Genomic DNA, 23,280 nt, shown 5'->3' with positions numbered 1-23,280 from the left:
ACGGAGGAATTTCCATGCCCGAGACTCTGCTCTGCCCGCGTAACCTGGCATTCGAGCTTTACGAAGTGCTGGATGCCGAGAGCCTGATCCAGCGCGAGCGCTTCGCCGATCACAGTCGCGAAACCTTCGATGCGGCCATCGACACCGCCCGCAGCATCGCCGAAAACCTGTTCGCGCCGCACAACCGCAAGGCCGACGAAAACGAGCCGATCTACAAGGACGGTGAAGCCGTACTGATTCCGGAAGTGAAGCCTGCGGTCGATGCCTTCATCGAGGCCGGCTTCCACAATGCGTCGCGCAGCTTCGACGATGGCGGCATGCAGTTGCCGAACCTGCTGTCGCGGGCCTGCTTCGCGCATTTCCAGTCCGCCAACATCGGGACTTCCTCTTACCCGATGCTGACCATGGGCGCCTCGCACCTGATCGAAGTATTCGGCAGTGACGAGCAGAAGCAACGCTTTCTGCAACCGATGATCGACGGTCGTTTCTTCGGCACCATGGCGCTGACCGAACCGCACGCCGGCTCCTCGCTGTCCGACCTGCGCACTCGTGCCGAGCCGGCCGGTGATGGCACCTATCGTCTGAAGGGCAACAAGATCTTTATTTCCGGTGGGGACCATCCGCTGTCGGAAAACATCGTGCACATGGTGCTGGCAAAACTGCCCGACGCCCCGCCCGGGGTAAAGGGCATCAGCCTGTTCATCGTGCCCAAATTCCTGGTCAACGACGACGGCAGCCTCGGCAAGCGCAATGACGTGGTCCTGGCCGGCCTGTTCCACAAGATGGGCTGGCGTGGCACCACCTCCACGGCGCTGAACTTCGGCGATAACGGCGATTGTGTCGGCTATCTGGTGGGCGAGCCGCACAAGGGCCTGTCATACATGTTCCAAATGATGAACGACGCGCGTATCGGCGTCGGCATGGGCGCCATCATGCTCGGCTACGCCGGTTACCTGTACTCGCTCAACTATGCACGCGAACGTCCACAGGGCCGCCTGCCGGACGGCAAGAACCCGGCTTCGGCTCAGGTACCGATCATCCAGCACACCGACATCAAGCGCATGCTGCTGGCGCAGAAAGCCTACGTCGAAGGCGCCTTCGATCTTGGCCTGTATGCGGCACGCATCGTCGATGAACAGCAGACTGCAGCGACCGAGGAAGAGCGTAAGAATGCCCACGAGCTGCTGGACCTGCTCACCCCCATCGTCAAATCCTGGCCCTCGGAGTTCTGCCTCAAAGCCAACGAGATGGCGATCCAGATCCTCGGCGGCCATGGCTACACACGGGAGTACCCGGTGGAGCAGTACTATCGTGACAACCGCCTCAACCCGATCCACGAAGGTACCCACGGTATCCAGTCGCTTGACCTGCTGGCACGCAAGCTGACGCAGAACGGTGGCGCCGGGCTGCGTCAGTTGCTCGGCCTGATTCAGGGCACCTGCAAGCGTGCAGGCGAGTTCAGTTCGCTGGATGCGCTGCGCCAACCGCTGGAGCAGCTGCTGGCGCGCCTGACCGAAGTGACCCAGGCGCTGCTCGGCGACCTGATGGCAGGCAAGATCAATCAGGCACTGGCCAACTCGGCGCTGTACCTGAAGGTCTTCGGCCACGCCGTGATCGGCTGGCGCTGGCTGGAACAGGCGATTCGCGCCGAACAGGGACTGGCAAAGGGCAACGAGGCGGATGTCGACTTCTATCGCGGCAAGTTGCAAGCCGCACGCTACTTCCTGACCTGGGAAGTGCCGGGCTGCCATCACGAGCTTGACCTGCTGGCCGCGCGCGACGACACCTGCCTGGGCATGCAGGAGGACTGGTTCTGATCCAACCCCCGGCACGCACCGGATAGGCCCGTGCCGACCTCCACCAGCTCGCAGGACCATAAGCGGCTCCGTCTTTTCCGAAACGCCCGTCGCTCCGCCGGGCTTTTTTGACAGCACGTCAAAACCGCGGGTTAGAATCGCTGGCATGCGCCCTGCATGTTCGTAGCGGCACTAACCTCGGAGAGCGCGCTTGGATATCGGCAACATCAACCAACTGTTCTTTGTTGGCGCCCTGTTGGTTGCGGCAAGCATTCTGATGAGTTCTCTGTCGGCTCGGCTCGGCGTGCCTATCCTGGTGATCTTTCTTGCCGTCGGCATGCTCGCCGGCGTCGATGGCATTGGCGGCATCGTCTTCGACGATTACTCGCTGGCCTTTCTGATCAGCAACCTGGCCCTGGCGATCATCCTGCTCGACGGCGGCATGCGCACCCGCGCCGCCACCTTCCGGGTAGCGCTCTGGCCGGCCTTTTCCCTGGCGACCGCCGGTGTCGTGGTCACGTCCGGCCTGACCGGGCTGGCGGCGGCCTGGCTGTTTGATCTTCCCATGATGCAGGGCCTGCTGATCGGCGCCATCGTTGGCTCGACGGACGCTGCGGTGGTGTTCAACCTGCTCAACGGCCGCGGGCTCAACGAGCGGGTCGGCTCCACGCTGGAGATCGAGTCGGGCAGCAACGACCCGATGGCCATGTTCCTGACCGTCGCGCTGATCGACATGCTCGCCTCAGGCCAGACCGGCTTCGGCTGGGGCTTCTTCGTCAGCCTGCTGCAACAGTTCGGCATCGGCACCCTGCTCGGCCTGGCCGGTGGCTGGCTGCTGCTGTATCTGATCAACCGCCTTTCGGTCGCGGACGGGCTCTACCCGCTGCTGGCCGTAGCCGGCGGCATCATGATCTACGCGCTGTCCGGCGCCATCGGCGGCAGCGGAATCCTCGCGGTCTACGTCTGTGGTCTGCTGCTGGGCAACCGTCCCATCCGTAACCGCCACGGCATCCTGCACATGTTCGATGGTCTGGCCTGGCTCAGCCAGATCGGGATGTTCCTGGTGCTCGGTCTGCTGCTGACACCCAGCGAACTCTTGCCCATCGCCCTGCCGGCGCTGGCGCTGTCCCTGTGGATGATCCTCTTTGCGCGGCCACTGGCCGTATTCATCGGCCTGGCGCCCTTTCGCAGCTTCCACCTTCGTGAACGCCTGTTCATTTCCTGGATCGGCCTGCGCGGGGCGGTGCCGGTGATCCTCGCGGTCTTCCCGTTGATGGCAGGGCTGGAGAACGCCCAGCTGTTCTTCAACGTGGCGTTCTTCATCGTGCTGGTGTCCCTGCTGCTGCAAGGCACGACGCTGACCTGGGCAGCCAAGAAGGCCAAGGTCGAGGTCCCGCCGTCGCCTCTGCCGATTTCACGTGCGGGCTTGCAGATCCACACCACCAGCCAGTGGGAACTGTTCATCTATCGCCTGACGGCCAAGAAGTGGTGCGTCGGCGCAGCCCTGCGTGAACTGAAGATGCCGACCGGCACCCGCATCGCCGCGCTGTTTCGTGGCAAGGCACTGCTGCATCCGTCGGGCAGCACCCGCCTGCAAGTCGATGACATTCTCTGCGTGATCGGCCATGAGGAGGATCTCCCCGCGCTCGGCAAGCTGTTCAGCGAAGCGCCACAGCGCGGCCGTGACATGCGCTTCTTCGGCGATTTCATCCTGGAAAGCGAGGCCGAGATGAGCGCACTGGCCGCCCTCTATGGGTTGAAACTGGGCGAAGTCGACGGTAACCAGCAGATCGGACAGTTCATGGCCGAACGCGTCGGCGGCAAGCCGGTCATTGGCGACCAGGTGGAGTGGAACGGCCTGACCTGGACCATCGCCGCCATGGAGCACGGCGAGGTGCGCAAGGTCGGCCTGAAGTTTCCCGAGGGCGACAAGCCCGGGCCGTCGCTGCATTTCTAGCCGACTGCACGGCGGCGGAGCACCGTCGCAGAGCGTTCCGATCTATGGGCTCGCCTAGGCTGGCGGCAGCCCTTAGACTCCGCACTCTTTTGTCCATCTCGATAGTATCCATGGCACCCTTGCGCACCCTCCTGCTGGCGACCTTGCTCGCCTTCGCTCCGGCTTCGATCTTCGCCCAATCCATCCCCGGCCTAACAGCCAGCCAGCCCGCCGAAGAAGAGGCGAAACCGGCCCAGCCGAGCGCTGGCGAGCGCACCCAGCGCCTCGAGGAACAAGCCGCCACGGCGCAGCAAAAGCTGACCGATCTCAGGGCCCAGCTGGCCAGTGCACCAAAGGAAATCGCTGAATCCCAGCGCGAGCTGAACAAGCTCAAGGGCAGCGACTCCACCGACCTTGCCGCAAAGCTGGCGAAACTAAAGGTTCCGGCGCTGGAGCAGCGGCTGAGCGAGCGCGTGGAGGAACTGTCCGCGTGGCAGACCGCCCTCACCGCGGCCAACAGCATGATCATCAGCGCGCAGACCCGCCCCGAACGTGCGCAGGCCGAAATCAGCAAATCCCAGACGCGTATCGACGAAATCAGCAACCTGCTCAAGGCCGGCCGCGAAAGCGGCAAGCCGCTAAGCGAAGAACGCCGGGCGCTATTGACCGCCGAGAAGAGCGCGCTCAACGCGCTCATCGAACTGCGCCGGAACGAGCTGGCAGGCAATAGCCTGCTCCAGGACTTGGGCATCGCCCGCCGCGACCTGTTGTCCGAACGTATTGCCCGTGCCGAACGCGAGACCATGGCGCTGCAGACCACCATCAACAACAAGCGCCGGGAGGAATCCGAACAAACCGTTGCCGAGTACTCGTTAAAAGCCGAAAAGGCCGGCTCCGACAAGCTGCTGCCGGCTGAAAGCGCGGAGAACCGACGCTTGTCCGGCTATCTGCTGCGCGCCACCGAGCGCCTGAATGACCTGACCCAGCAGAATCTGCAGACCCGCCAACAGCTCGACACCCTCAACCAGTCCGATCAGGCGCTCGAGGAACAGATTGCCGTGCTTGAAGGCAGCCTGTTGCTGTCGAAGATTCTCTATCAGCAAAAACAGGCCCTGCCGCAACTCTCCCTGGACAAGGACCTGGCCGACGAGATCGCGGACATCCGCCTCTATCAGTTCGAGCTGAACCAGCGCCGTGAGGCTGCCGGCAACGTCGAGGACTACGTCGAACAGCAGCTGGCGGGCCAGCCTCCCGGCGAAGTGACGCCGGAACTGCGCAGCGCCCTGCTTGAACTGGTCCGCACCCGTGGCGAGCTGCTTGACCGGCTCAACCATTCGCTGAATGCCCTGCTCAGCGAGTCGATTACGCTGCAGCTGAACCAGCGCCAACTGCAGAGCAAGGCCGAAGCCCTGCGCAACACGCTGGATGAACAGATGTTCTGGATCCCCAGCAACCGGCCGCTGGACCTGGACTGGTTCAAGAGCGTGCCGACGCTGCTCGACCGCCAGCTGCGTGCGATGCCCTGGGGCTCGGTGTTCGACGCACTGGGCGCAGGCTTGCTGGAACGCCCGCTGTTCTTTGTTCCCCTGCTGCTGCTGATCGGTCTGCTGCTCTGGCGCAGAAATGCCATCAACGCAAAGCTCGACTCGCTAAGTGCGGACATTGGCCACTTCCGCCATGACAGCCAGTTGCATACCCCGCTGGCGTTGCTGCTGAACCTGCTATTGGCATTGCCGGGCGCTCTGTCCCTCGCCTTGTGCGGCTACCTGCTGCAGATGGACGGACGCGGGCAGAACATCAGTCTTGGCGCCGCGTTCTATCAGATGGCCCAGGCCTGGCTGGTGTTCTACAGCGCCTACCGAATGCTCTCGCCCAATCGGGTCGCCGAAGCACACTTCGGCTGGTTCCGCCCGCAGGTGACATTCCTGCGCAACGAGATCCGGCGGCTGGGGCTGGTGGTCATGGCGCTGGTGGCCGTGGTGGCGATTGCCGAACATCAGCCGGGCGGCCTGGTCGACGATGTGATCGGCATCGTGGTGGTACTGGTCTGCTTCGCCCTGATGAGCTGGCGCCTGACCCGCCTGCTGCTCAAGGGCCCTTCGAGCCAGAATGCGCCACCGGTCAGGCGCTTCATTGGCCTGCTGTTCAGCGTGCTGCCGCTGGCGCTGATCGTGGTGGTGGGCCTCGGTTACTACTACACGGCGCTGAAACTCACCGGGCGGCTGATCGATACCCTGTACCTGCTGCTGGCCTGGATCGTCATCGAGGCGGCGCTGATTCGCGGCCTTACCGTCGCGGCTCGGCGGCTCGCCTATCAGCGCGCCCTGGCCAAGCGTGAGACCCAGACAGACGAAACGATGGACAGCAGCGAGTCTGCGGGCGAGGCAGGCCTCGATATCGAGCAAGTCAACCAGCAGTCCCTGAGACTGACTCGCCTGGCGATGTTCGGCCTGTTCTTTGCGGTGCTCTACTGGGTATGGTCGGACCTGATCAGCGTGGTGTCCTACCTGGATCACGTAGTGCTCTATGAATACGTCAGTGGCACGGGCGACGCGGCCACGACCAACGCGATCACCCTGAACAACCTGCTTGGCGCACTCTTGATCGTCGCCATCACGATAGCGGTGGCACGCAACCTGCCAGGCCTGCTGGAAGTGCTGGTGCTGTCGAAACTGCACCTGGCGCAGGGAAGCGCCTATGCCACCACTACCCTTCTCTCCTACTTGCTGGCCGGCATCGGCATCGTTTCAACGCTATCGACTCTGGGCGTGAGCTGGGACAAGCTGCAATGGCTGGTCGCAGCCCTCTCGGTGGGCCTTGGCTTCGGCATGCAGGAAATCTTCGCCAACTTCATCTCCGGCCTGATCATCCTGTTCGAGCGACCGGTGAGGATCGGCGACGTGGTAACCATTGGCAACCTGTCCGGTACGGTCAGTCGTATCCGCATCCGCGCCACCACCATCACCGACTTCGACCGCAAGGACATCATCGTTCCAAACAAGACCTTCATCACCGGACAGCTGGTGAACTGGTCGCTGAGCGATACCGTCACGCGGGTGACGATCAAGGTTGGCGTGGCCTACGGATCGGATCTGGACCTGGTCAAGACGCTGCTGTACAAGGCCGCACAGGACAACCCCCGCGTGCTCAAGGACCCGGAGCCGCTGGTGTTCTTCCTCAACTTCGGCGAAAGCACGCTGGATCACGAATTGCGCATACACGTGCGTGACCTGGGCGACCGCAACCCGGCAACTGACGAAATCAACCGATTCATCGATCGCGAGTTCAGCAAAGCGGGCATCAATATCGCGTTCCGCCAGGTCGACGTGTTCCTGAAGAACCTCGACGGCAAACTGCTGCAACTGGGTGCCTCTCCCCGGCTGAACCAGCCTGAAAACAAGCCCGGCGCGCCAGCGGCCGATGGTCAGGCCTGAGGAACGTCGCCTTCGGCTTGGCCTCCAAACCATGAGTGCGCCTCCCCCCAGGCGCTTACCCGCACAACGCCGGAGCCCACGTGAAGACGCTGACCGAGCTGCATTTCGACAACCGCTTCGCCCGCCTTGGCGAGGTGTTCTCCACCGAGGTGACACCTCAGCCGTTGGAAGCACCGCGACTGGTGGTTGCCAGCGAATCAGCCATGGCCTTGCTCGATCTAGAGCCGGCAACCAGGGACGATCCGCTGTTCACCGAACTGTTCTCCGGCCACAAGCTCTGGAGCACGGCGCAGCCGCGCGCGATGGTCTACTCCGGGCACCAGTTCGGCAGCTACAACCCGCAACTGGGCGATGGCCGCGGTCTGTTGCTCGGTGAAGTGATCAACGAGGCCGGAGAGCACTGGGACCTTCACCTCAAGGGCGCCGGCATGACGCCCTACTCGCGCATGGGCGATGGCCGCGCCGTGCTGCGTTCCTCGATCCGCGAGTTCCTGGCCAGCGAGCACCTGCATGCGCTGGGCATTCCCAGTTCGCGGGCGCTCTGCGTAACCAGCTCGGATACGCCGGTCTACCGCGAACGCCAGGAACGCGGCGCCATGCTGATGCGCCTTGCGCCCAGCCACGTCCGTTTTGGTCATTTCGAATTCTTCTACTACACCAAGCAGCATGACGAGCTGAAAAAGCTGCTCGATCATGTTGTCGAGAGCCACTTCCCCGATTGTCTTGAACACCCGGCGCCGTACCACTCCTTCTTCCGTGAAGTACTGGAGCGCACCGCCGAGATGGTCGCAAAATGGCAGGCGTACGGCTTCTGCCACGGCGTGATGAACACCGACAACATGTCGATCCTGGGCATCACCTTCGACTTCGGCCCCTACGCGTTCCTCGACGACTTCGATGCACGCTTCATCTGCAACCACTCCGACCATGCCGGCCGCTACTCCTACGAGAACCAGGTGCCGATCGCTCACTGGAACCTCGCCGCGCTGGCGCAGGCGCTGACGCCCTTCATCGCCATCGAACAGCTGCGCGCATCCATGGACCTTTTCCTGCCGATTTACGAAGCGGCGTGGCTCGACCTGATGAGCAAACGGCTCGGCTTGCAGACGGCCGAGGAAGGCGATAAAGCGCTCATCCAGCGCTTGCTGCAGTTGATGCAGAGCAGCGCCATCGACTACACGCGCTTCTTTCGCGAGCTCGGTAGCAGCTCGCCCGAGCAAGCGGCAACTCGCCTGCGGGAGGAGTTCATCGATATCCGGGCTTTCGATGACTGGGCATCAGCCTACCGTCAGCGGGCCGACCGCGAGAGCGGCGACCAGCTGGCGCGTCAGCAGCGCATGCATGCGGCCAATCCAAAGTACATCCTGCGCAACTACCTCGCCCAGCAGGCCATCGAGGCCGCAGAAGGCGGCGATTATGGCCCGGTGCGTGAGCTGCATCAGGTGCTCAGCAGCCCCTACGACGAGCAGCCAGGTATGGAGCGCTACGCCGAGCGGCCACCTGAATGGGGCAAACATCTGGAAATCAGCTGCTCGTCCTGAGCCATAGGCTGCGCAAGATGCTGCGCAGACTCTGGCTCGTGTCGCCCGGTTTATCGAGGTGAAGCGAGCAATGGAGGGCCGCGATACAATCTGCGCCATTTCCTGCGCAGCTGCTGGCAGGATATTGCCCAACTAAATGTGAGCGACGGCCCAGAGCAGATATCCGGGCTCTCAATAAAAGTTGTAACCCGCTGAATATAAAAGATTTATCATAGTTGGCACGCCGCTTGTAATTGTTGAGGAGCCATTCCGGCATTCAACAAGGCAAGGAGAGCGTTCATGCCAACACCCGCGTATCTGTCCCTCGAAGGCACCAAGCAAGGCCTGATCACCGCAGGCACCTTCACCGAGGACTCGGTCGGCAATATCTTCCAGGAAGGACACGAAGACCAGATTCTGGTGCAGGCTTTCCAACACCAGGTCATCATCCCGCGCGACCCTCAGTCCGGCCAGCCCACCGGCCAGCGCGTGCACAAGCCCCTGATGATCACCAAGGTGTTCGACAAGTCGTCGCCGCTGATCTTCAACGCCCTGACCTCGGGTGAACGCCTGAACAAGTGCCGCCTGGAGTGGTACCGCACCTCCTCCACCGGTACCCAGGAACACTACTTCACCATCGAACTGGAAGATGCAGTCATCGTCGATGTGCAGTCGCGCATGCCCAATTGCCAGGACCCGAACATGTCCCACTTCACCCATCTGGAAGACGTGTACTTCACCTACCGCAAAATCGTCTGGACTCACGAGGTTTCCGGCACCTCCGGCTCCGACGACTGGCGTACCCCGATCGCCAGCTAAGGCGATCACCGCGTGAATGGCTTGGCCGGGCATTCCCGGCCAAAGCCTTTTTTGCGAAGCAGTAGCAGAAATTCTAATCACGGCGAAGCAATGCGCGATCCAGCGCACTGCAACTCCGCCGGCGCGTGGTACATCAAGGCCCCGCATGCGCCCTGGCGCACCTCAGGACGGATCCAGGAGGAACAAGGATGTTCGCCCCCGCCAACCAGACCCATTTTTCACTGCACATCGAGGGCGTCAAACACGACCTTCAGGTGCTCCAATTCCATGGCCGCGAGGCCGTCAGCCAGCCCTACCGCTTTGAACTAGAGCTGGTGAGCGAACGCCCGGACCTGGACCTGGAAAGCCTGCTGCAACGGTCCGCTTTTCTGGCTTTCAACAGGGACGGTGCCGGCATTCACGGCCAGGTCTACCACGCCGCAGTGGGGGAGTCCGGCAAGCGCCTGACCCGCTATCGACTGGTCCTGGTACCGGGGCTCGCCTATCTGGCGCACCGGACCAATCAGCGTATTTTCCAGAATCTCTCGGTGCCACAGATCGTCGGCCGGGTACTCGAAGAGCACGGCGTCCTTGCAGGCGACGGCCACCGTTTCGACCTGGGCCCGGTGATCTATCCCGCGCGCGACTATTGCGTCCAGTACGACGAAACAGACCTGCACTTCGTCCAGCGCCTCTGCGAGGAAGAAGGCATTCACTACCACTTCCAGCACAGCAGAGCCGGCCACGTGCTGGTGTTCGGCGACGACCAGACCGTGTTTCCCACCCTTGCTCCGGTCACCTATCAGCAGGACAGCGGCCTGGTGGCCGACGAGCCGGTGGTCAAGCGCTTCGGCGTGCGCGTCGAGACCCGAACCAACCGAGTCACCCGCCGCGATTACGACTTTGAAAAGCCTCGCCTGACCCTGGAGGCAACTGCTCAAGGCAACGAAAGGCCGGACCTTGAGGATTACGACTATCCCGGTCGCTTCGTCGATCGCGAGCGCGGCAAGCACCTGTCCCGCCGCGCCCTTGAGCGACACCGCCACGACTTCGAATTGGCGGAAGGCGATAGCGATCAGCCGCTGCTGTCGAGCGGGCATTTTCTCCCGCTCAACGGTCATTCACGCAGCGACTGGAACCAACTGTGGTTGCTCACGCAGATCGTCCATGAAGGCAAGCAACCTCAAGTGCTGGAGGAGTCGGTAACCAGCGACACCCAGCCCGCCGGCGGCTTCACCCAGGGCTACCGCAACCACTTCACCGCCACGCCCTGGACGATCCCATTCCGCCCTGCGCTCGGCCACCCCAAGTCGCGCATTCTTGGCAGCCAGAGCGCCGTCGTCACCGGCCCTGCCGGGGAAGAGATTCACTGCGACGAATACGGCCGGGTAAAGGTGCAGTTTTTCTGGGACCGCGAAGGTAAGGCAGACGAGCACACCAGTTGCTGGTTGCGCGTCAGCTCAGGCTGGGCCGGGGATCGCTACGGCGGCGTTGCCATCCCACGTATAGGCATGGAAGTGCTGGTCACCTTCCTTGAAGGCGACCCCGACCAGCCCCTGATCACCGGTTGCCTGTACCACAAGGAAAACGCCGTTCCCTACGACCTGCCGGCGAACAAGACCCGCACGGTGTTCAAGACCCTGAGCTCACCGGGCGGTGGCGGCTACAACGAACTGCGCATCGAAGACCGCAAGGGCGCCGAACAGATCTACCTCCACGCCCAGCGCGACTGGGACGAGAACATCGAGCACGACCAGAAGATCCGCGTCGGCCATGAACGCCACGACACGGTGGAAGCCAACAGCTACAGCGAATTCCGCGCCGAAGAACACCGCACCACCCACCTCGACCGCAAGACCGAGATCCGCGCCAACGACCACCTCACCGTGGGCAACAACCAGCACTTGAAAATCGGCAGCGGCCAATTCATCGAGGCGGGCAACGAAATCCACCTCTCCAGCGGCCTCAAGGTCGTGCTCGAAGCCGGCAGCGAACTGACATTCAAGGCCGCAGGAAGCTTTATCAAACTCGATGCCAGCGGCATCACCATGGTCGGGCCGGTGATCAAGATGAACTCCGGGGGAAGTCCGGCGAAAGGGTCGGGCGCGGCGCCGATATTGCCGGGCAAGGTAAAGGCTGCGGATACGGATAAGGCGGGCAAGCTGCTGGTACCTGCTCAGCGGCAGGCGCTGTTACGAGCGACGCCACGGTGCGAAATCTGCGAGAGAGCCAAACAGGAAGCCGACGCATGAGCCGCGACTTCCTGCTCGTGGATGGAGTGCTTCGTCAGGACGCCATGCAATGGCTTTATGGGGCAGGTGAGTCTATCGAGGTCATTCCTCTCTACAACGGCACCCGCTGGGATGGCGTCAAAGAGCTCGGTCCAATTCTGGTCGGGCTGGACAGCCATTCGTCCTTGCTGGGTGAATGGCAAAGTAATCCTTACCTTCAGAGGCAGGCCAGCAAACTACAAAGTCCGGCAACGCTGAACGATGTCGCCGACCACCTGAGCCAGTTCATTACCATCACGGACAATTTAGGCAGCTACAGCCTCTTCCGCTTTGCGGATCCGCTGGTGACCTCTTACTGGCTGAGCAGCTATTCCCAATCTGCTTATCAAAGCCTTCTAGGCCCCATAAGTGAATGGCTCATAGCCTTACCCCCGCCCAAGTGGGCTCCCTCACAGGCAGTCGAATGGCAGTCCTATCGCTCACAACCCAACCGCGCCAGGTTGGATGGCAAGTTCAACCATCTCGCTGATGATCAGGTTCAGGCGCTCGAACAGGCCTATCGGCGCAGCTTCAAGGAGCGGCTCTACGGTTGGTTGATCGAGGATTACCCCCAAACCCTTTCGAGGCTCAGCGAGCAGGAGCGAGGCCAATGGCTAGAGCAACGCTTGCTCAATGCCGAAGCCTGGGGACTGACCAACGAGCGGAGCATGGCGATCTGGCTCGAGCGCTGCGCCTGCTGGGGCGACGACTTCGCTACACGCCCCAATGGCCCCTACCTGGCCTGGTTTGCCAGGACACCAGATGCCCAGAAACTTGCACCAGACGAGCGTATCCAGGCCTTGGATGAAGACTGCCTTGCCGGCTAAAGGAACGGATTTCCATGAGCGCGACAACCACCGACAAAACCTTGCAACAAGCCAAACGCAATCAGGCCTTTGAAAACAAGCCGGCAAATGCGAGTGGTCAGTGCCCATTGAAAGCGGGCGAAATTGCGATCCACCCCGTTCGCTATGCGATTGATGAGTCACCGGCCCGCGGCAGCGCCCAAGGCCCAAATCCGCTACCCAACGACTGGAGCACCAGTCATCTGCCGATGCTCACGACGCGCAGCTATACCCTGCGTCAACTCCGCAACGGCTGGCTATACGTGTGGGATGAAACGGATCGCACGCTTCACGAGTATCAGGTCAAGGGCCACCAATTCATTCGCCATCAGTGGGGTGGTGCGCAACTGGGCCAGGATGAACGAAACAACCCCGGTGACAGCAAGCCCTATCTGCTTTATCCGAAACGCAGTCGCCTGCTGATCGCATACTCTCCCGTGCAGTGGACCTGGCGACTATGCGAAAAAATGCGCAGCAACCCCCAGGAGCAAAAGCGCTGGATGCGCGCACTAAACTTGCCGCAATACTGCACCCAGATGCGGGCAGCACATGTCGCGCCTATCCGCGAAATAGGCGGTGCGGTCGCCGATATCCTGGCAGGAGGAGAAGCCCCGACCTTCAAGAGCTGCCTGGTAGCGGCGAATAAAGACGATTCGTCCCGCCCCCGCAAACAGCCGATTGACCAGGCCCTCATACTCGGCAGCGTGCCCGATCAGGACAGCGCCCTCTTCGTTGCTCTGGACGACCCCATTGCCATCGTCGATGACCTGGCCATGAATCTGCAGGGCCGCTGGCTGGAACTGGCAGCCGCAGACAAACAGCACGCCAACAAGATCAATAGCGCTACGCTCATACAGGGGCTTTGCGGCGTCAAACTAGACCCCTTTTTCCCCAAGTCGGTATCAGCCAACCCAAGCCGCAGGCAGGCTTTCATCAAGGATGCTCACAAGCTGCTCGATAGCGAAGCGCAGCTTCTCAATCACAGTGGCAGTGACGCGACCCTGACACTCGAATCATTGAAAGTGCAACAGGCCCAACAGCAGTTCCGCACAAATTGGGGCACCACACCGTCGGGGCCGGAATGGTACGCGCTGGTAGAAGAATGGCAGCAGAAAAAGATCTGGCGCGAGGATGTTCGCTTCGATGAGGCCTGGAGTTATCTGCATGAGCGCTCCGACGAAATGGAGCGCCTCAATACGCACATCCAACGTAGCGAAAGCGACCTGCTCGCCTGGCTGAAAAATCTCAGCCCGAAAGCAGAAGAGGTTTTTTATGACCCCTGCCACCCACAGCAATCGACCGAGCTGCTGGACACCATGGCCAACCTTTACGAGCAATTGGGCGCGAGCGACACGGGTAAGATTTGGCTCTGCGAGCAGTACGGCAAACCCACCACACTGGCAGGCCTCGCGCTGTTCAATTTCAGCGCCGAGCTTTCCGTACTGATCGACAAGATTTCCTCCAACTTCACCACATACGGCACCATCGACAACCAAGGGCGGCAGGGCGACGGCAGCGGACAGGCCCACGGCGGGCTCTCCGACATCACTAGCGAAGTCAGCCGTGCCAACGAGGTGAAATCGGTACTTGACCTGCCGAGCGTACAAGCTAGCAACCTGTACAACAGCCTTTCCGAGCCTGGCAAGCGGGCCTTCGAAACCCTGCGCAACGTAGTGGGGCAAAAGGCCAAGGACAGCTGGAACCTGATGGCCTTTGTTCTGTTACCTGCCTTGAGCGAGAAATTCGCACCCAAGGGTCGAATCTTTGCCTTCAGCGTCACCCAGGTCTTGGTCTCTACGGAAATTTCCACGCAGACGCGTTTGATTCTGGATCCTGAGTTCGGGAGGAAGAACCGTCAATGGCAAATGCAGGTTGCCCAGCTCGAGAAGAACATCAAGGGCCTGCGACGCGCTCTTTCTCTACCGGGTAAAGGCCCCGACAAACGCTCGGCGCGCATACAGTTGCTCGGGCTTGAACAAAAGCGTGAGACGCTGAACCTGCAAAGGCCTAATGAAGTAATCGGCAGCGTCGCCACCGAAACAAAGATCAGCAACGTACAAACCCGCCAAGTGAACGCATGGCTCGCGACACTGGGCCAGTCAGAGCTGCTCGAGCAGTTGCAGCTCAAAGCAAAAAACTCGGCAGGCTATGCAGCCCGCAGCCGTCAGTGGATGAACCAGGAGCTCGGCGGCAGCTTGCCTGTGCTGGTCGCAGGGCTGAATATCTGGAATTTCATCAATAGCCTGGATAAGGCAAGTAATGACGGCATTTTCAGTGCGGATGAGCTGCGCACGGTCGGCGCCAACGCCGCCTATACCGCCAACGCACTGATGGCGCTCTGGACGGTGCCGGCCTGGAACAAATGGGCCAACATGCAGGGAACCCTCAGAACACGGACAACACAGCTAGCGAAAGCAGGGGTCAGCACTTGGCTGAAAGCTGGAAGTGCAGAGTTTTCAGTCTTGGCCCGGCAGTTGGTTTTGCGCACCATGGGTATGGCCGCATTTGGCGCCATCGCTGCAGGAGTAGAAGCCTGGCAGGTTTCCAAAGATATGGCTAAAACGGCCAGCACAACTGAGAACTTAGCTTTAGGCGTAAAATTCTACACATTGACTGCAATGGCAGGACTGGCAGGAGCCCAACTAATAGGCAGCGCCTTGGGCTTCTGGTTCGGTTTTGCCTGGGTCATGTCCAACCCGGTCACCATCATCATCGCGCTACTCGGCGTGATCTACCTGATCGCCAGCATGGTCGCCAACCAATACAAACGTGAGGGTCTGCGGTTATGGCTCTATCGCAGCAGTTGGGGCAAATCCCCCACCTGGACGCACAGTGACGAGGACCATAAGAAGGAACTGCGCACCCTGAAGGAAATCTGTTTGCGCCCCAGCCTGGCGGCTCGCGCCTCCACCTTGCCTTACTACGGGCGTGGCTCGCGTGTCTATACCGGATTCTGGCTCCAGCTCCTGCTACCGTCAGAACTGGCGGGAAAAACCGTAAAACTGCAACCGGCCATGGTCGACAGCGGCTGGTTCTCCGACAGCCTGATGCAAGGCATGGCGGACAAGCTCTACGACCAGTTCCTCGAAGGCCACTGGGCGCCCATCGAACAATTTGGTCAACCGCCCGCACAGCGCCCGAACGGGCCGCTGCCTGGTGACACCCTCTATCCCGAGGGCACACAGCACCGCCTCTGGCAAACCTGGATCGCCTACCAGCGCCCCCCCGTGCTGGAGCTGGAAGTTCGCTACCCGGAGCAGATTCTGGAAAGCGCCAACGGCCAAGGCTATATGTTCCGCGTGGATATAGGCACCTCGTCCTCCGAGGCGGATCTGAAAAGCGATGCGTTCAGCAAGGAGCCTATTGCCGATATGGTGCTCTCTTCACAAAGCACCCGTTTGCTCTCCTTGCAGATACCACATATGAGTGAATGATTGCTTATGAGCAGTAACTTGAACAAACTTATCCAGACTCTGCCCTGGAACCAGCCCATCGAACTTCCAGCACACCACCATTGGAAGCACGCCAACCAACCTGCCTTACTGGAATGGAGCCTTAAAGCAAGACCCTACAACACAAGAGTCGCAAATATTATGTTTTTCTCCCTACTAACAATTATAACTTTAGTATTTGTTGGTGCTGCTCACAAGATAGCCGCTCAGTCATTGCTTGAAAAGCTTATGGGCATTCCGTTCTATCTATTGACAATGGGGGGGATATATAGCATGACGCATCAAAAAACAAAATTCGCTTATCGATTTACCCAGAGGGGCATAGAGGTCTGCGAGTGGAAAGCGCCAGGCAAAGGCTGGATGATCGCTTTGAAGTGGCTGACGGTTATCGCAGCCATCGCCGTTCTATTCGTTGTTGCACTTGACCCATCGGCCTTTTGGGTAGCACTCGCCGGGCCTGGCGGCATGGGTTTAATTTATCTAGGCCTAGCTAACTCAAAGCGATTCCAAGAATTACACACAAGCTACCACACGTATGAGTACCAATGGAGCGAGTTCAAAAATATCACTTTGGACCGGCCTAAGAAGATAATTTGCCTTGAGGCACCCTGGCTCAGCCCGCACTCAAATGAATATGTAGACTGGCCGTTCTACATTTTCTCGGATAAACGTAATTTCGACAAACACGCCACTCTCATCCAAGAACAGCTAAAAGAACTCCCCCTCAACAAAGAAAGCGTCTCAGTACTGCAATTCTAGCTTCGTAGTGCCAAATTACTCTCTTGCAGGCGCACATTCGAGTAGATGGTTACTTATGTGCAGCACCTTGATGCAGATCCCTACAGGCTCTTCCCTTGGTTTTCCAAACAGGCTGATGCAAGGCATGGCAGACAGGTTCTACGACCAGCTCCTCGAAGAGCACTGGGCACCCATCGACAAATTTGGCCAACCGCCCGCACAGCTCCCTAACGGGCCGCTGCCTGGTGACACCCTCTACCCCAAGGGCACACAGCACCGCGTCTGGTAAACCTGGATTGCTTACCAGCGCCCCCCGTGCTGGAGCTGGAAGTTCGCTACCCGGAGCAGATTCTGGAAAGCGCCAACGGGCAAGGCTATATGTTCCGCGTGGATATAGGTGCCTCGTCCTCCGAGGCTGACCTGAAAAGCGATGCTTTCAGCAAGGAGCCCAATACCGATACGGTTCTATCTTCACAAAGCACCCGCTTGCTCCCCTTGCAGGTGCGTAAGCGCTCCATAAACCCCTTCCGCCAAGACGGGGTTTGTTTTCAGGAAGCCGAGACAGAGGCCGGCGAGCAGTTCCACGGCAGCAGCGCTTCGTAGTCTTCGACGTTCCGTGCCGTTGGCAAACGTTCGAGGATGTAACGCAGCCAGGCGTAAGGTTCCTGCTCGTTGGCCTTGGCGGTTTCGATCAGGCTGTATATCTGGGCGCTCGCCGTGGCACCCTTGGGTGTGTCGCGGAACAGCCAGTTCTTGCGGCCAATGACGAACGGGCGGATGGCGTTCTCCGCGCGGTTGTTGTCGATGGGCAGGTGTCCACCTTCGACGTAGCGCACCAGTTTGTTCCGGTTACTGGCCAGGGAATTCACCGCCTTGCCCAGGGCCGTCTGCCCGGCGACCTGCGGCTGGGTTTTGTCGAGCCAAGCCTTAAGTTGTGCGAGTAGTGGCTGGCTGCGTTGCGGACGGGTGGTTAGGCGCTCGCTATCGTTGGCCTCTTTCAGGTCACGCTCGATGCCGTAAAGCTTGTTGATCAAGATCAGCGCCATGTCGGCCCGGCCGGTCTTGCCCTTGGGCTGCACCTTCTGCGCCTCGACGAACTTGCGCCCCGCATGCGCCCAGCAGGCTAGGCGTTCGATGCCCTCTTGCGCGGCCACGGCGTTGTAGCCGGCGTAGTCGTCGGTCATCAGCGAGCCGCAATGGCCGTCGAGCAGGCGCAAGGGCACCTCCTGCGCGCGGCTGGCGCTACCCTGGGCCTGGCCGTCAGCGAGTGGGAGGCCATTCGCGCCTATATGGAGGAAAGCCCCTCGGCCTCCTGCGCTTATCTGTTCGGCTTTCTCGCCATCCAGTTCTTCAGCGGTTGGCACCTGCCGTGCCATGTCTCCGCCTGGGTCAACCGCCGGCCCAGGGCCAGCTTCCCCAAGGAAGTACTGGACTGGTCGCAACCCCTGCCATCCGAGCAATGGGCCGTGCCTAGCGAAGCCCTGAAGAAACAAAGCGCCGACATCCGCAAAGCCTTCGCCAAGGGGCAAGACCTGGTGGACTACTTCAAGGTGCCGTTGAGCAAACCCGAGACTGAAGTACGCGAAAGCTTGCCTAGCGCTTGAAGGTCAAGCGAGGAATGATAGAAGTTTGCGGCCATTGGGCCCCCCTTCTCTGCTCGATTGCCCGGCCATGCGCGTCAAGTAGTTGGCCAAGGTCAATCTCAAGAGGCCAACCACCATCCCGCCCCGTTGCGATCTGCGACTTGCATACGAAGAGCAGCAAATCGACGTTCGCCCCTCACTCCGGCACCTCCACACACACATGAATCGCATCGTGCCGCCAGTACTCCACGTCACAATCGATCAACCGCTCGTGCTGGTCGCGGTTGAGGCGGGTGATACGTAGCGCCGGGCTGCCAGGGGCGGTGCGCAGGATTGTGGCGGCTTCGGGGTGCAGGGCCGTGGGGACCATGTCGAAGCGGACCCGGCCGTAGTGAATGCCGTATTCGCTGGCGTAGAGCTCGGTCAGCGAGCGGGTCAGGTCATCGTCGAGGATGCCTGGGAAGTAGCTGGAGTTCAGATAGTGTTCGACGTAGAGCACCAGACGACCGTCGATGCGCCGCGCCCGGCGGATCTGGATGACGCCGGACAACGCCGGCAATCCCAGCCGCGCGCAAATGTCTGCCGCGGCGGGTACCAACCGGGCCGATAACACCTCGGTCGCCGGAATCCGCCCTTGCTCGCTAACCATGGCGTGGAAATGGCTACGTACGAGCGGGTTGTAGGCGATCCGAGGCGGTGAGACAAACCAGCCGCGGCGATCCTCCCGGTAGATCAACCCCTGCGACTCGAGCTGGCCTAGCGCTTCTCGCAGCGTGATACGTGTGGTGGCGAAGAGCTCGCTGAGCTTGCGCTCGGACGGCAGCTGCCGGCTGGGCGGCAGCAAGCCATGGGCGATCTGCTCCTGCAGCGATCGACAGATCACCGTAACCGCCCGAGGTGCCTCGTCGCGCATCAATCTCTCCTCCGCTGGGCTAGTCCAGCACTAGATCGGAGCCTTTGCTCTCGTTACCTCGACCGTGAATACCATTCAGATTAGGTAAGCCGAATGACCGCCGCGTGACATTGGCACAGAAAAAACCGGACCCGCTGAGGTTGTTTCGAATCATCAAGCGCATCGGCGAATTTCGTCAGCCCACGCCAGGTAAGGCTCTCAGCCTGAGCTAGGCTTGCTACGGCACTCCTGTCGCGGTGTCGTCCCAAGGGCGGCGGCGGAGACAACGACATCAATATGTCATTTGTACCCGCTAGATTGGCTCGAGATCTTGCTGATCTAGACCAACGACCTGCGAAAGGAGCTTCTGATGAAACGACTGCTGCTGGCATCAATGCTGGGATCGGCGATCGCCCTGGCGACATCGGCGAACGCTGCACAAACGGACCTGAAAGGCCTCGAAGAGGCGGCGCGCGCGGAAGGTGAGGTCAACAGCGTCGGCATGCCGGACAGCTGGGCCAACTGGAAGGACACCTGGCAGGACCTGGAAAAGAAGTACGGTCTCAAGCACATGGACACCGACATGAGCTCGGCCCAGGAGATCGCCAAGTTCGCCGCTGAGAAAGACAACGCTACGGCCGACATCGGTGACGTCGGCGCCGCGTTCGGGCCCATCGCTGTTCAGCAGGGCGTGACGCAAGCCTACAAACCGAGCACCTGGGAGCAGATTCCCGACTGGGCGAAGGACAAGGACGGCCATTGGATGTTGGCCTACACCGGCTCGATTGCCTTCATCGTTAACAAGCAGCTGGTCAAGGAGGTGCCGACGTCCTGGGCCGAGCTCAAGAACGGCGGGTACAAGGTCGCCATCGGTGACGTCAGCGCGGCCGCCCAGGCCGTGAACGGTGTGCTGGCGGCTGCCATCGCCAGCGGCGGTGACGAGACGAACATCCAGCCGGGCCTGGATTATTTTGCCGAGATCGCCAAGCAGGGTCGCCTGTCCCTGTCGAACCCGACGATCCAGACGCTGGAGCGCGGCGAAGTGGAAGTCGGTGTGGTGTGGGACTTCAATGGCCTGTCGTATCGCGACCAGATCGACCCAAGCCGCTTCGAAGTCGTGATCCCGTCGGATGGCTCGGTGATTTCAGGCTACACGACCATCATCAACAAGTGGGCCAAACACCCCAACGCCGCCAAGCTCGCCCGCGAGTACATTCTTTCCGATGCCGGGCAGATCAACCTGGCCAAGGGCAACGCCCGGCCGATCCGCGCAGAGCACCTGACCCTGCCGGCCGAGGTGCAGGCGAAACTGCTGCCGAACGAGCAGTACGCCAAGGTCAAGCCCATCGAGAATGCCGATGCCTGGGAAGCGACCTCCAAGGCACTGCCGCAGCAGTGGCAGGAAAACGTGATCATCGAGATGGAATGACGGCGTCGAGGCGTAGGGTGGACTGATGCACACCCTACGCGCCCACTGCCTTCAACAGGAACGTCTCATGCGCAAAGCCATCCTTGTGATCCTCGACGGCCTGAGCTATTCGGTGGCCGAGCATGCCATGGGGCACCTACATGCCTTGAGCATCGCCGGGCGTGGCGCCTTGTACCGCACGCAGTGCGAGCTGCCGGCACTGTCCCGGCCGCTGTACGAGTGCATCCTCACCGGCGTGCCGCCCATCGAAAGCGGCGTTGTGCACAATGATGTGGTGCGCCTGTCCACCGAGCGCAGCGTTTTCCACTACGCCCGAGAGGCCGGGTTGAGCACAGCCGCCGCGGCTTACCATTGGGTCAGCGAGCTGTACAACCGCGCGCCGTTCCATGCAGCAAGCGACCGTCACAGCGAGACGCCCGACCTGCCGATTCAGCACGGGCATTTCTACTACGAAGACCTCTACCCGGACTCGCACCTGTTCGCCGACGCCGAAAGCCTGCGGCTGCGGCATCGCCCCGACTTTCTGCTTGTACACCCGATGAACATCGACGACGCCGGCCACAAGCACGGTCTGGATTCGTCTCGGTACCGCAACGCGGCGCGCCGCGCCGACGTCCTGCTAGCGGAATACCTGCAGCGTTGGCTGGATGACGACTACCAGGTTTTGATCACAGCCGACCACGGCATGAACGGCGATCGCTCCCATAACGGCCTGCTACCGGAGGAACGAGAAGTGCCGCTGTTCGTGCTCGGCTCGGCGTTCAGCCTCGATCCGGCCGCACAACCAAAACAGACCGAGCTGTGCGGCACGCTATGCGAATTGCTCGGCGTACCGCATGACAAACCGGCGTGTCGGGAGCTGCTGAAATGACCGCGCCGCTCGAAGACAATCTCAAGACCGCAGCCATCCGAGACGGTGCCAGCCCTACCGCGGCAAGCCGTCGCGCACCGCGCGGCAGTTGGCTGGCGCTGCTCTGCCTGCTGCCGTTCGCCCTGTTCTTTTTCGCCTTTCAGATCGCCCCGCTCTTATGGGTGACGGTCAACAGCCTGAACACGCCCGACGGTTGGGGACTGGCCAATTTCCAGAAGATCTTCGGCTCGAAGTTCTACCTGCAGGCCATCAAGCACAGCCTGCAGATCGCCTTCTGGTCGAGCCTGTTCGGCATCCTCATCGCGATTCTGGGTAGCTACTCGCTGCGCCAGGTCGACTCGAAGTTGCGCGACTTCGTCATGGCCTTTTCCAACATGACCAGCAACTTCGCCGGGGTGCCGCTGGCGTTCGCCTTCGTCATCCTGCTCGGTTTCAACGGGGCGTTGACGATCCTGCTCAAGCAGGCCGGGATCATCGAGGACTTCAACCTCTACTCCAAGACCGGCCTAATCGTGCTCTACACCTATTTCCAGATCCCGCTGGGCGTGCTGCTGCTCTACCCCGCCTTCGATGCGCTGCGCGAGGACTGGCGTGAGTCGGCCTCCTTGCTGGGCGCCGGGACCTGGAGCTACTGGCGCCATATCGGCCTGCCGGTCTTGACGCCGGCACTGCTCGGCACGTTCGTCATCCTGCTGGCCAATGCACTGGGGGCCTATGCCACCGTCTATTACCTCACCACGGGTAACTTCAACGTATTGCCGATCCGCATCGCGGCGATGATTTCCGGTGACATCTCGCTGGACCCGCACATGGCCAGCGCCCTAGCGATGGTGCTGGTGGGGCTGATGGCGGTGATCACCGTGGCGCACCAGCTGCTGCTCAGGAGGAGCTACCATGCGAGCCGCTGAAGCCAGGCGCGGCGTGCTCTACCACCGCGTTGTGGTGTGGCTGCTGTTCTTCATCCTGCTGCTGCCATTGGCGGCGACCTTTCTCTACTCGATCTCCAGCAGCTGGTCGGCCACCATCCTGCCGGACGGGCTGACCTTCGACTGGTACCTGCAGCTCTGGAGTGAAGAGCGCTTCCTGCACGCGTTCGCCCAGTCGTTGCTGGTCTGCCTGGGTGCGCTGGCCCTGGCGGTGGTGCTGATCCTGCCGCTACTGTTCGTGGTGCATTACCACTTTCCCAAGCTCGACGGGCTGATGAACATCCTGATCCTGTTGCCCTTCGCCGTGCCGCCGGTGGTGTCCTCGGTCGGCCTGTTGCAGCTCTATGGTTCGGGTCCGCTGGCGATGGTCGGCACACCATGGATCCTCATTGGCGCCTACTTCACCATCGCGCTGCCATTCATGTACCGCGCGATCAGCAACAACCTGCAGGCGATCAATCTGCGCGACCTGATGGATGCCGCCCACCTCCTCGGCGCCAGCACTTGGAAGGCGGCGTTCCTCGTCGTGCTGCCGAACCTGCGCAAGGGGTTGATGGTGTCGCTGTTCCTGTCGTTTTCGTTTCTGTTCGGCGAGTTCGTCTTCGCCAACCTGCTGGTCGGTACCCGCTACGAAACCTTGCAGGTCTACCTGAACAACATGAAAAACAGCAGCGGCCATTTCAACAGTGCGCTGGTGATCTCCTACTTCTTCTTCGTGCTGGTGTTCACCTGGGCGGCGACCCGGTTGAATCGCGAACGCACGGCGTGACGCTGCTGACCGACGTGACCC

Annotated in this window: 16 protein-coding genes and 1 pseudogene; 15 read left to right on the top strand and 2 right to left on the bottom strand. The window is 61.0% G+C overall.

From position 1 onward, the window contains the following. Positions 1-14: 14 nt before the first annotated feature. The 10 genes from AC4LFW_RS21025 to AC4LFW_RS20980 all read left to right on the top strand — a co-directional run bounded on the left by AC4LFW_RS21025 (position 15) and on the right by AC4LFW_RS20980 (position 17,392). Complete coding sequence (locus tag AC4LFW_RS21025; protein ID WP_491821793.1) at positions 15-1,817, top strand: acyl-CoA dehydrogenase; 1,803 nt, start codon at positions 15-17, stop codon at positions 1,815-1,817. Positions 1,818-2,007: 190 nt separating this feature from the next. Then, complete coding sequence (locus AC4LFW_RS21020) at positions 2,008-3,753, top strand: potassium/proton antiporter (RefSeq protein ID WP_491821791.1); 1,746 nt, start codon at positions 2,008-2,010, stop codon at positions 3,751-3,753. 110 nt (positions 3,754-3,863) lie between these two features. Beyond that, positions 3,864-7,166: a mechanosensitive channel MscK gene (mscK, locus tag AC4LFW_RS21015; RefSeq protein WP_491821789.1), complete on the top strand. Its 3,303-nt coding sequence runs from the start codon at positions 3,864-3,866 to the stop codon at positions 7,164-7,166. Positions 7,167-7,246: 80 nt separating this feature from the next. After that, positions 7,247-8,707 (top strand): protein adenylyltransferase SelO, encoded by a 1,461-nt coding sequence (selO, locus tag AC4LFW_RS21010; protein WP_491821787.1) that lies wholly within the window; start codon positions 7,247-7,249, stop codon positions 8,705-8,707. A 279-nt stretch (positions 8,708-8,986) separates the two neighbouring features. Beyond that, positions 8,987-9,505, top strand: coding sequence for an Hcp family type VI secretion system effector (locus AC4LFW_RS21005; protein ID WP_021206448.1), 519 nt, complete (start codon positions 8,987-8,989; stop codon positions 9,503-9,505). 188 nt (positions 9,506-9,693) lie between these two features. Next, complete coding sequence (locus tag AC4LFW_RS21000) at positions 9,694-11,736, top strand: type VI secretion system Vgr family protein (RefSeq protein WP_491821785.1); 2,043 nt, start codon at positions 9,694-9,696, stop codon at positions 11,734-11,736. Next, positions 11,733-12,581, top strand: a complete 849-nt coding sequence (locus AC4LFW_RS20995) for a DUF4123 domain-containing protein (RefSeq protein WP_491821783.1) — start codon at positions 11,733-11,735, stop codon at positions 12,579-12,581. The genes AC4LFW_RS21000 and AC4LFW_RS20995 overlap by 4 nt, the downstream gene beginning before the upstream one ends. A gap of 14 nt (positions 12,582-12,595) precedes the next feature. Further along, positions 12,596-16,033, top strand: coding sequence for a T6SS effector BTH_I2691 family protein (locus AC4LFW_RS20990; RefSeq protein ID WP_491821781.1), 3,438 nt, complete (start codon positions 12,596-12,598; stop codon positions 16,031-16,033). 18 nt (positions 16,034-16,051) lie between these two features. Next, positions 16,052-16,810, top strand: coding sequence for a hypothetical protein (locus AC4LFW_RS20985; protein WP_491821779.1), 759 nt, complete (start codon positions 16,052-16,054; stop codon positions 16,808-16,810). Positions 16,811-17,104: 294 nt separating this feature from the next. After that, positions 17,105-17,392, top strand: a complete 288-nt coding sequence (locus tag AC4LFW_RS20980) for a hypothetical protein (RefSeq protein ID WP_491821777.1) — start codon at positions 17,105-17,107, stop codon at positions 17,390-17,392. On the opposite strand, the pseudogene tnpC reads toward AC4LFW_RS20980, so the two are convergent. After that, positions 17,338-18,033, bottom strand: a pseudogene (gene tnpC / locus AC4LFW_RS20975) (IS66 family transposase); the annotation flags it as partial. The gene AC4LFW_RS20980 and the pseudogene tnpC sit on opposite strands and share 55 nt — an antisense overlap. Between tnpC and AC4LFW_RS20970 the strand changes: the two are divergent. Beyond that, positions 17,986-18,393 (top strand): hypothetical protein, encoded by a 408-nt coding sequence (locus tag AC4LFW_RS20970; protein ID WP_491821775.1) that lies wholly within the window; start codon positions 17,986-17,988, stop codon positions 18,391-18,393. The pseudogene tnpC and the gene AC4LFW_RS20970 overlap by 48 nt on opposite strands. Before the next feature lie 175 nt (positions 18,394-18,568). On the opposite strand, the gene AC4LFW_RS20965 is transcribed toward AC4LFW_RS20970, so the two are convergent. Continuing rightward, positions 18,569-19,285: a UTRA domain-containing protein gene (locus AC4LFW_RS20965; protein WP_491821773.1), complete on the bottom strand. Its 717-nt coding sequence runs from the start codon at positions 19,283-19,285 to the stop codon at positions 18,569-18,571. 349 nt (positions 19,286-19,634) lie between these two features. Here AC4LFW_RS20965 and AC4LFW_RS20960 point away from each other — a divergent pair, with 349 nt between their 5' ends. From AC4LFW_RS20960 to AC4LFW_RS20945, 4 genes are all read left to right on the top strand, one after another. Further along, entirely contained in the window at positions 19,635-20,693 is a 1,059-nt protein-coding gene (locus AC4LFW_RS20960) for an ABC transporter substrate-binding protein (RefSeq protein ID WP_491821771.1), read from the top strand. A 67-nt stretch (positions 20,694-20,760) separates the two neighbouring features. Beyond that, positions 20,761-21,564 carry an alkaline phosphatase family protein gene (locus tag AC4LFW_RS20955; protein ID WP_491821769.1) on the top strand — a complete coding sequence of 268 codons (804 nt, stop codon included), beginning with the start codon at positions 20,761-20,763 and terminating at the stop codon, positions 21,562-21,564. Further along, complete coding sequence (locus AC4LFW_RS20950) at positions 21,561-22,472, top strand: ABC transporter permease (protein ID WP_491821767.1); 912 nt, start codon at positions 21,561-21,563, stop codon at positions 22,470-22,472. The genes AC4LFW_RS20955 and AC4LFW_RS20950 overlap by 4 nt, the downstream gene beginning before the upstream one ends. Next, positions 22,459-23,259 carry an ABC transporter permease gene (locus AC4LFW_RS20945; protein WP_491821765.1) on the top strand — a complete coding sequence of 267 codons (801 nt, stop codon included), beginning with the start codon at positions 22,459-22,461 and terminating at the stop codon, positions 23,257-23,259. The genes AC4LFW_RS20950 and AC4LFW_RS20945 overlap by 14 nt, the downstream gene beginning before the upstream one ends. Positions 23,260-23,280 lie beyond the last annotated feature (21 nt).

Source organism: Stutzerimonas sp. C6.4V (genome assembly GCF_058536345.1).
The sequence above is the reverse complement of the archived record's forward strand: the minus strand, read 5'-3'. Positions and strand labels throughout refer to the sequence as shown.

Coding starts and splice junctions, on each gene's coding strand:
- AC4LFW_RS20950 (WP_491821767.1), top strand. CDS start 21,561: ATGACCGCGCCGCTCGAAGACAATCTCAAGACCGCAGCCATCCGAGAC.
- AC4LFW_RS21005 (WP_021206448.1), top strand. CDS start 8,987: ATGCCAACACCCGCGTATCTGTCCCTCGAAGGCACCAAGCAAGGCCTG.
- mscK (WP_491821789.1), top strand. CDS start 3,864: ATGGCACCCTTGCGCACCCTCCTGCTGGCGACCTTGCTCGCCTTCGCT.
- AC4LFW_RS21000 (WP_491821785.1), top strand. CDS start 9,694: ATGTTCGCCCCCGCCAACCAGACCCATTTTTCACTGCACATCGAGGGC.
- AC4LFW_RS20995 (WP_491821783.1), top strand. CDS start 11,733: ATGAGCCGCGACTTCCTGCTCGTGGATGGAGTGCTTCGTCAGGACGCC.
- AC4LFW_RS20970 (WP_491821775.1), top strand. CDS start 17,986: ATGGCCGTCGAGCAGGCGCAAGGGCACCTCCTGCGCGCGGCTGGCGCT.
- AC4LFW_RS20990 (WP_491821781.1), top strand. CDS start 12,596: ATGAGCGCGACAACCACCGACAAAACCTTGCAACAAGCCAAACGCAAT.
- AC4LFW_RS20955 (WP_491821769.1), top strand. CDS start 20,761: ATGCGCAAAGCCATCCTTGTGATCCTCGACGGCCTGAGCTATTCGGTG.
- AC4LFW_RS20960 (WP_491821771.1), top strand. CDS start 19,635: ATGAAACGACTGCTGCTGGCATCAATGCTGGGATCGGCGATCGCCCTG.
- AC4LFW_RS20965 (WP_491821773.1), bottom strand. CDS start 19,285: ATGCGCGACGAGGCACCTCGGGCGGTTACGGTGATCTGTCGATCGCTG.
- AC4LFW_RS20945 (WP_491821765.1), top strand. CDS start 22,459: ATGCGAGCCGCTGAAGCCAGGCGCGGCGTGCTCTACCACCGCGTTGTG.
- AC4LFW_RS21025 (WP_491821793.1), top strand. CDS start 15: ATGCCCGAGACTCTGCTCTGCCCGCGTAACCTGGCATTCGAGCTTTAC.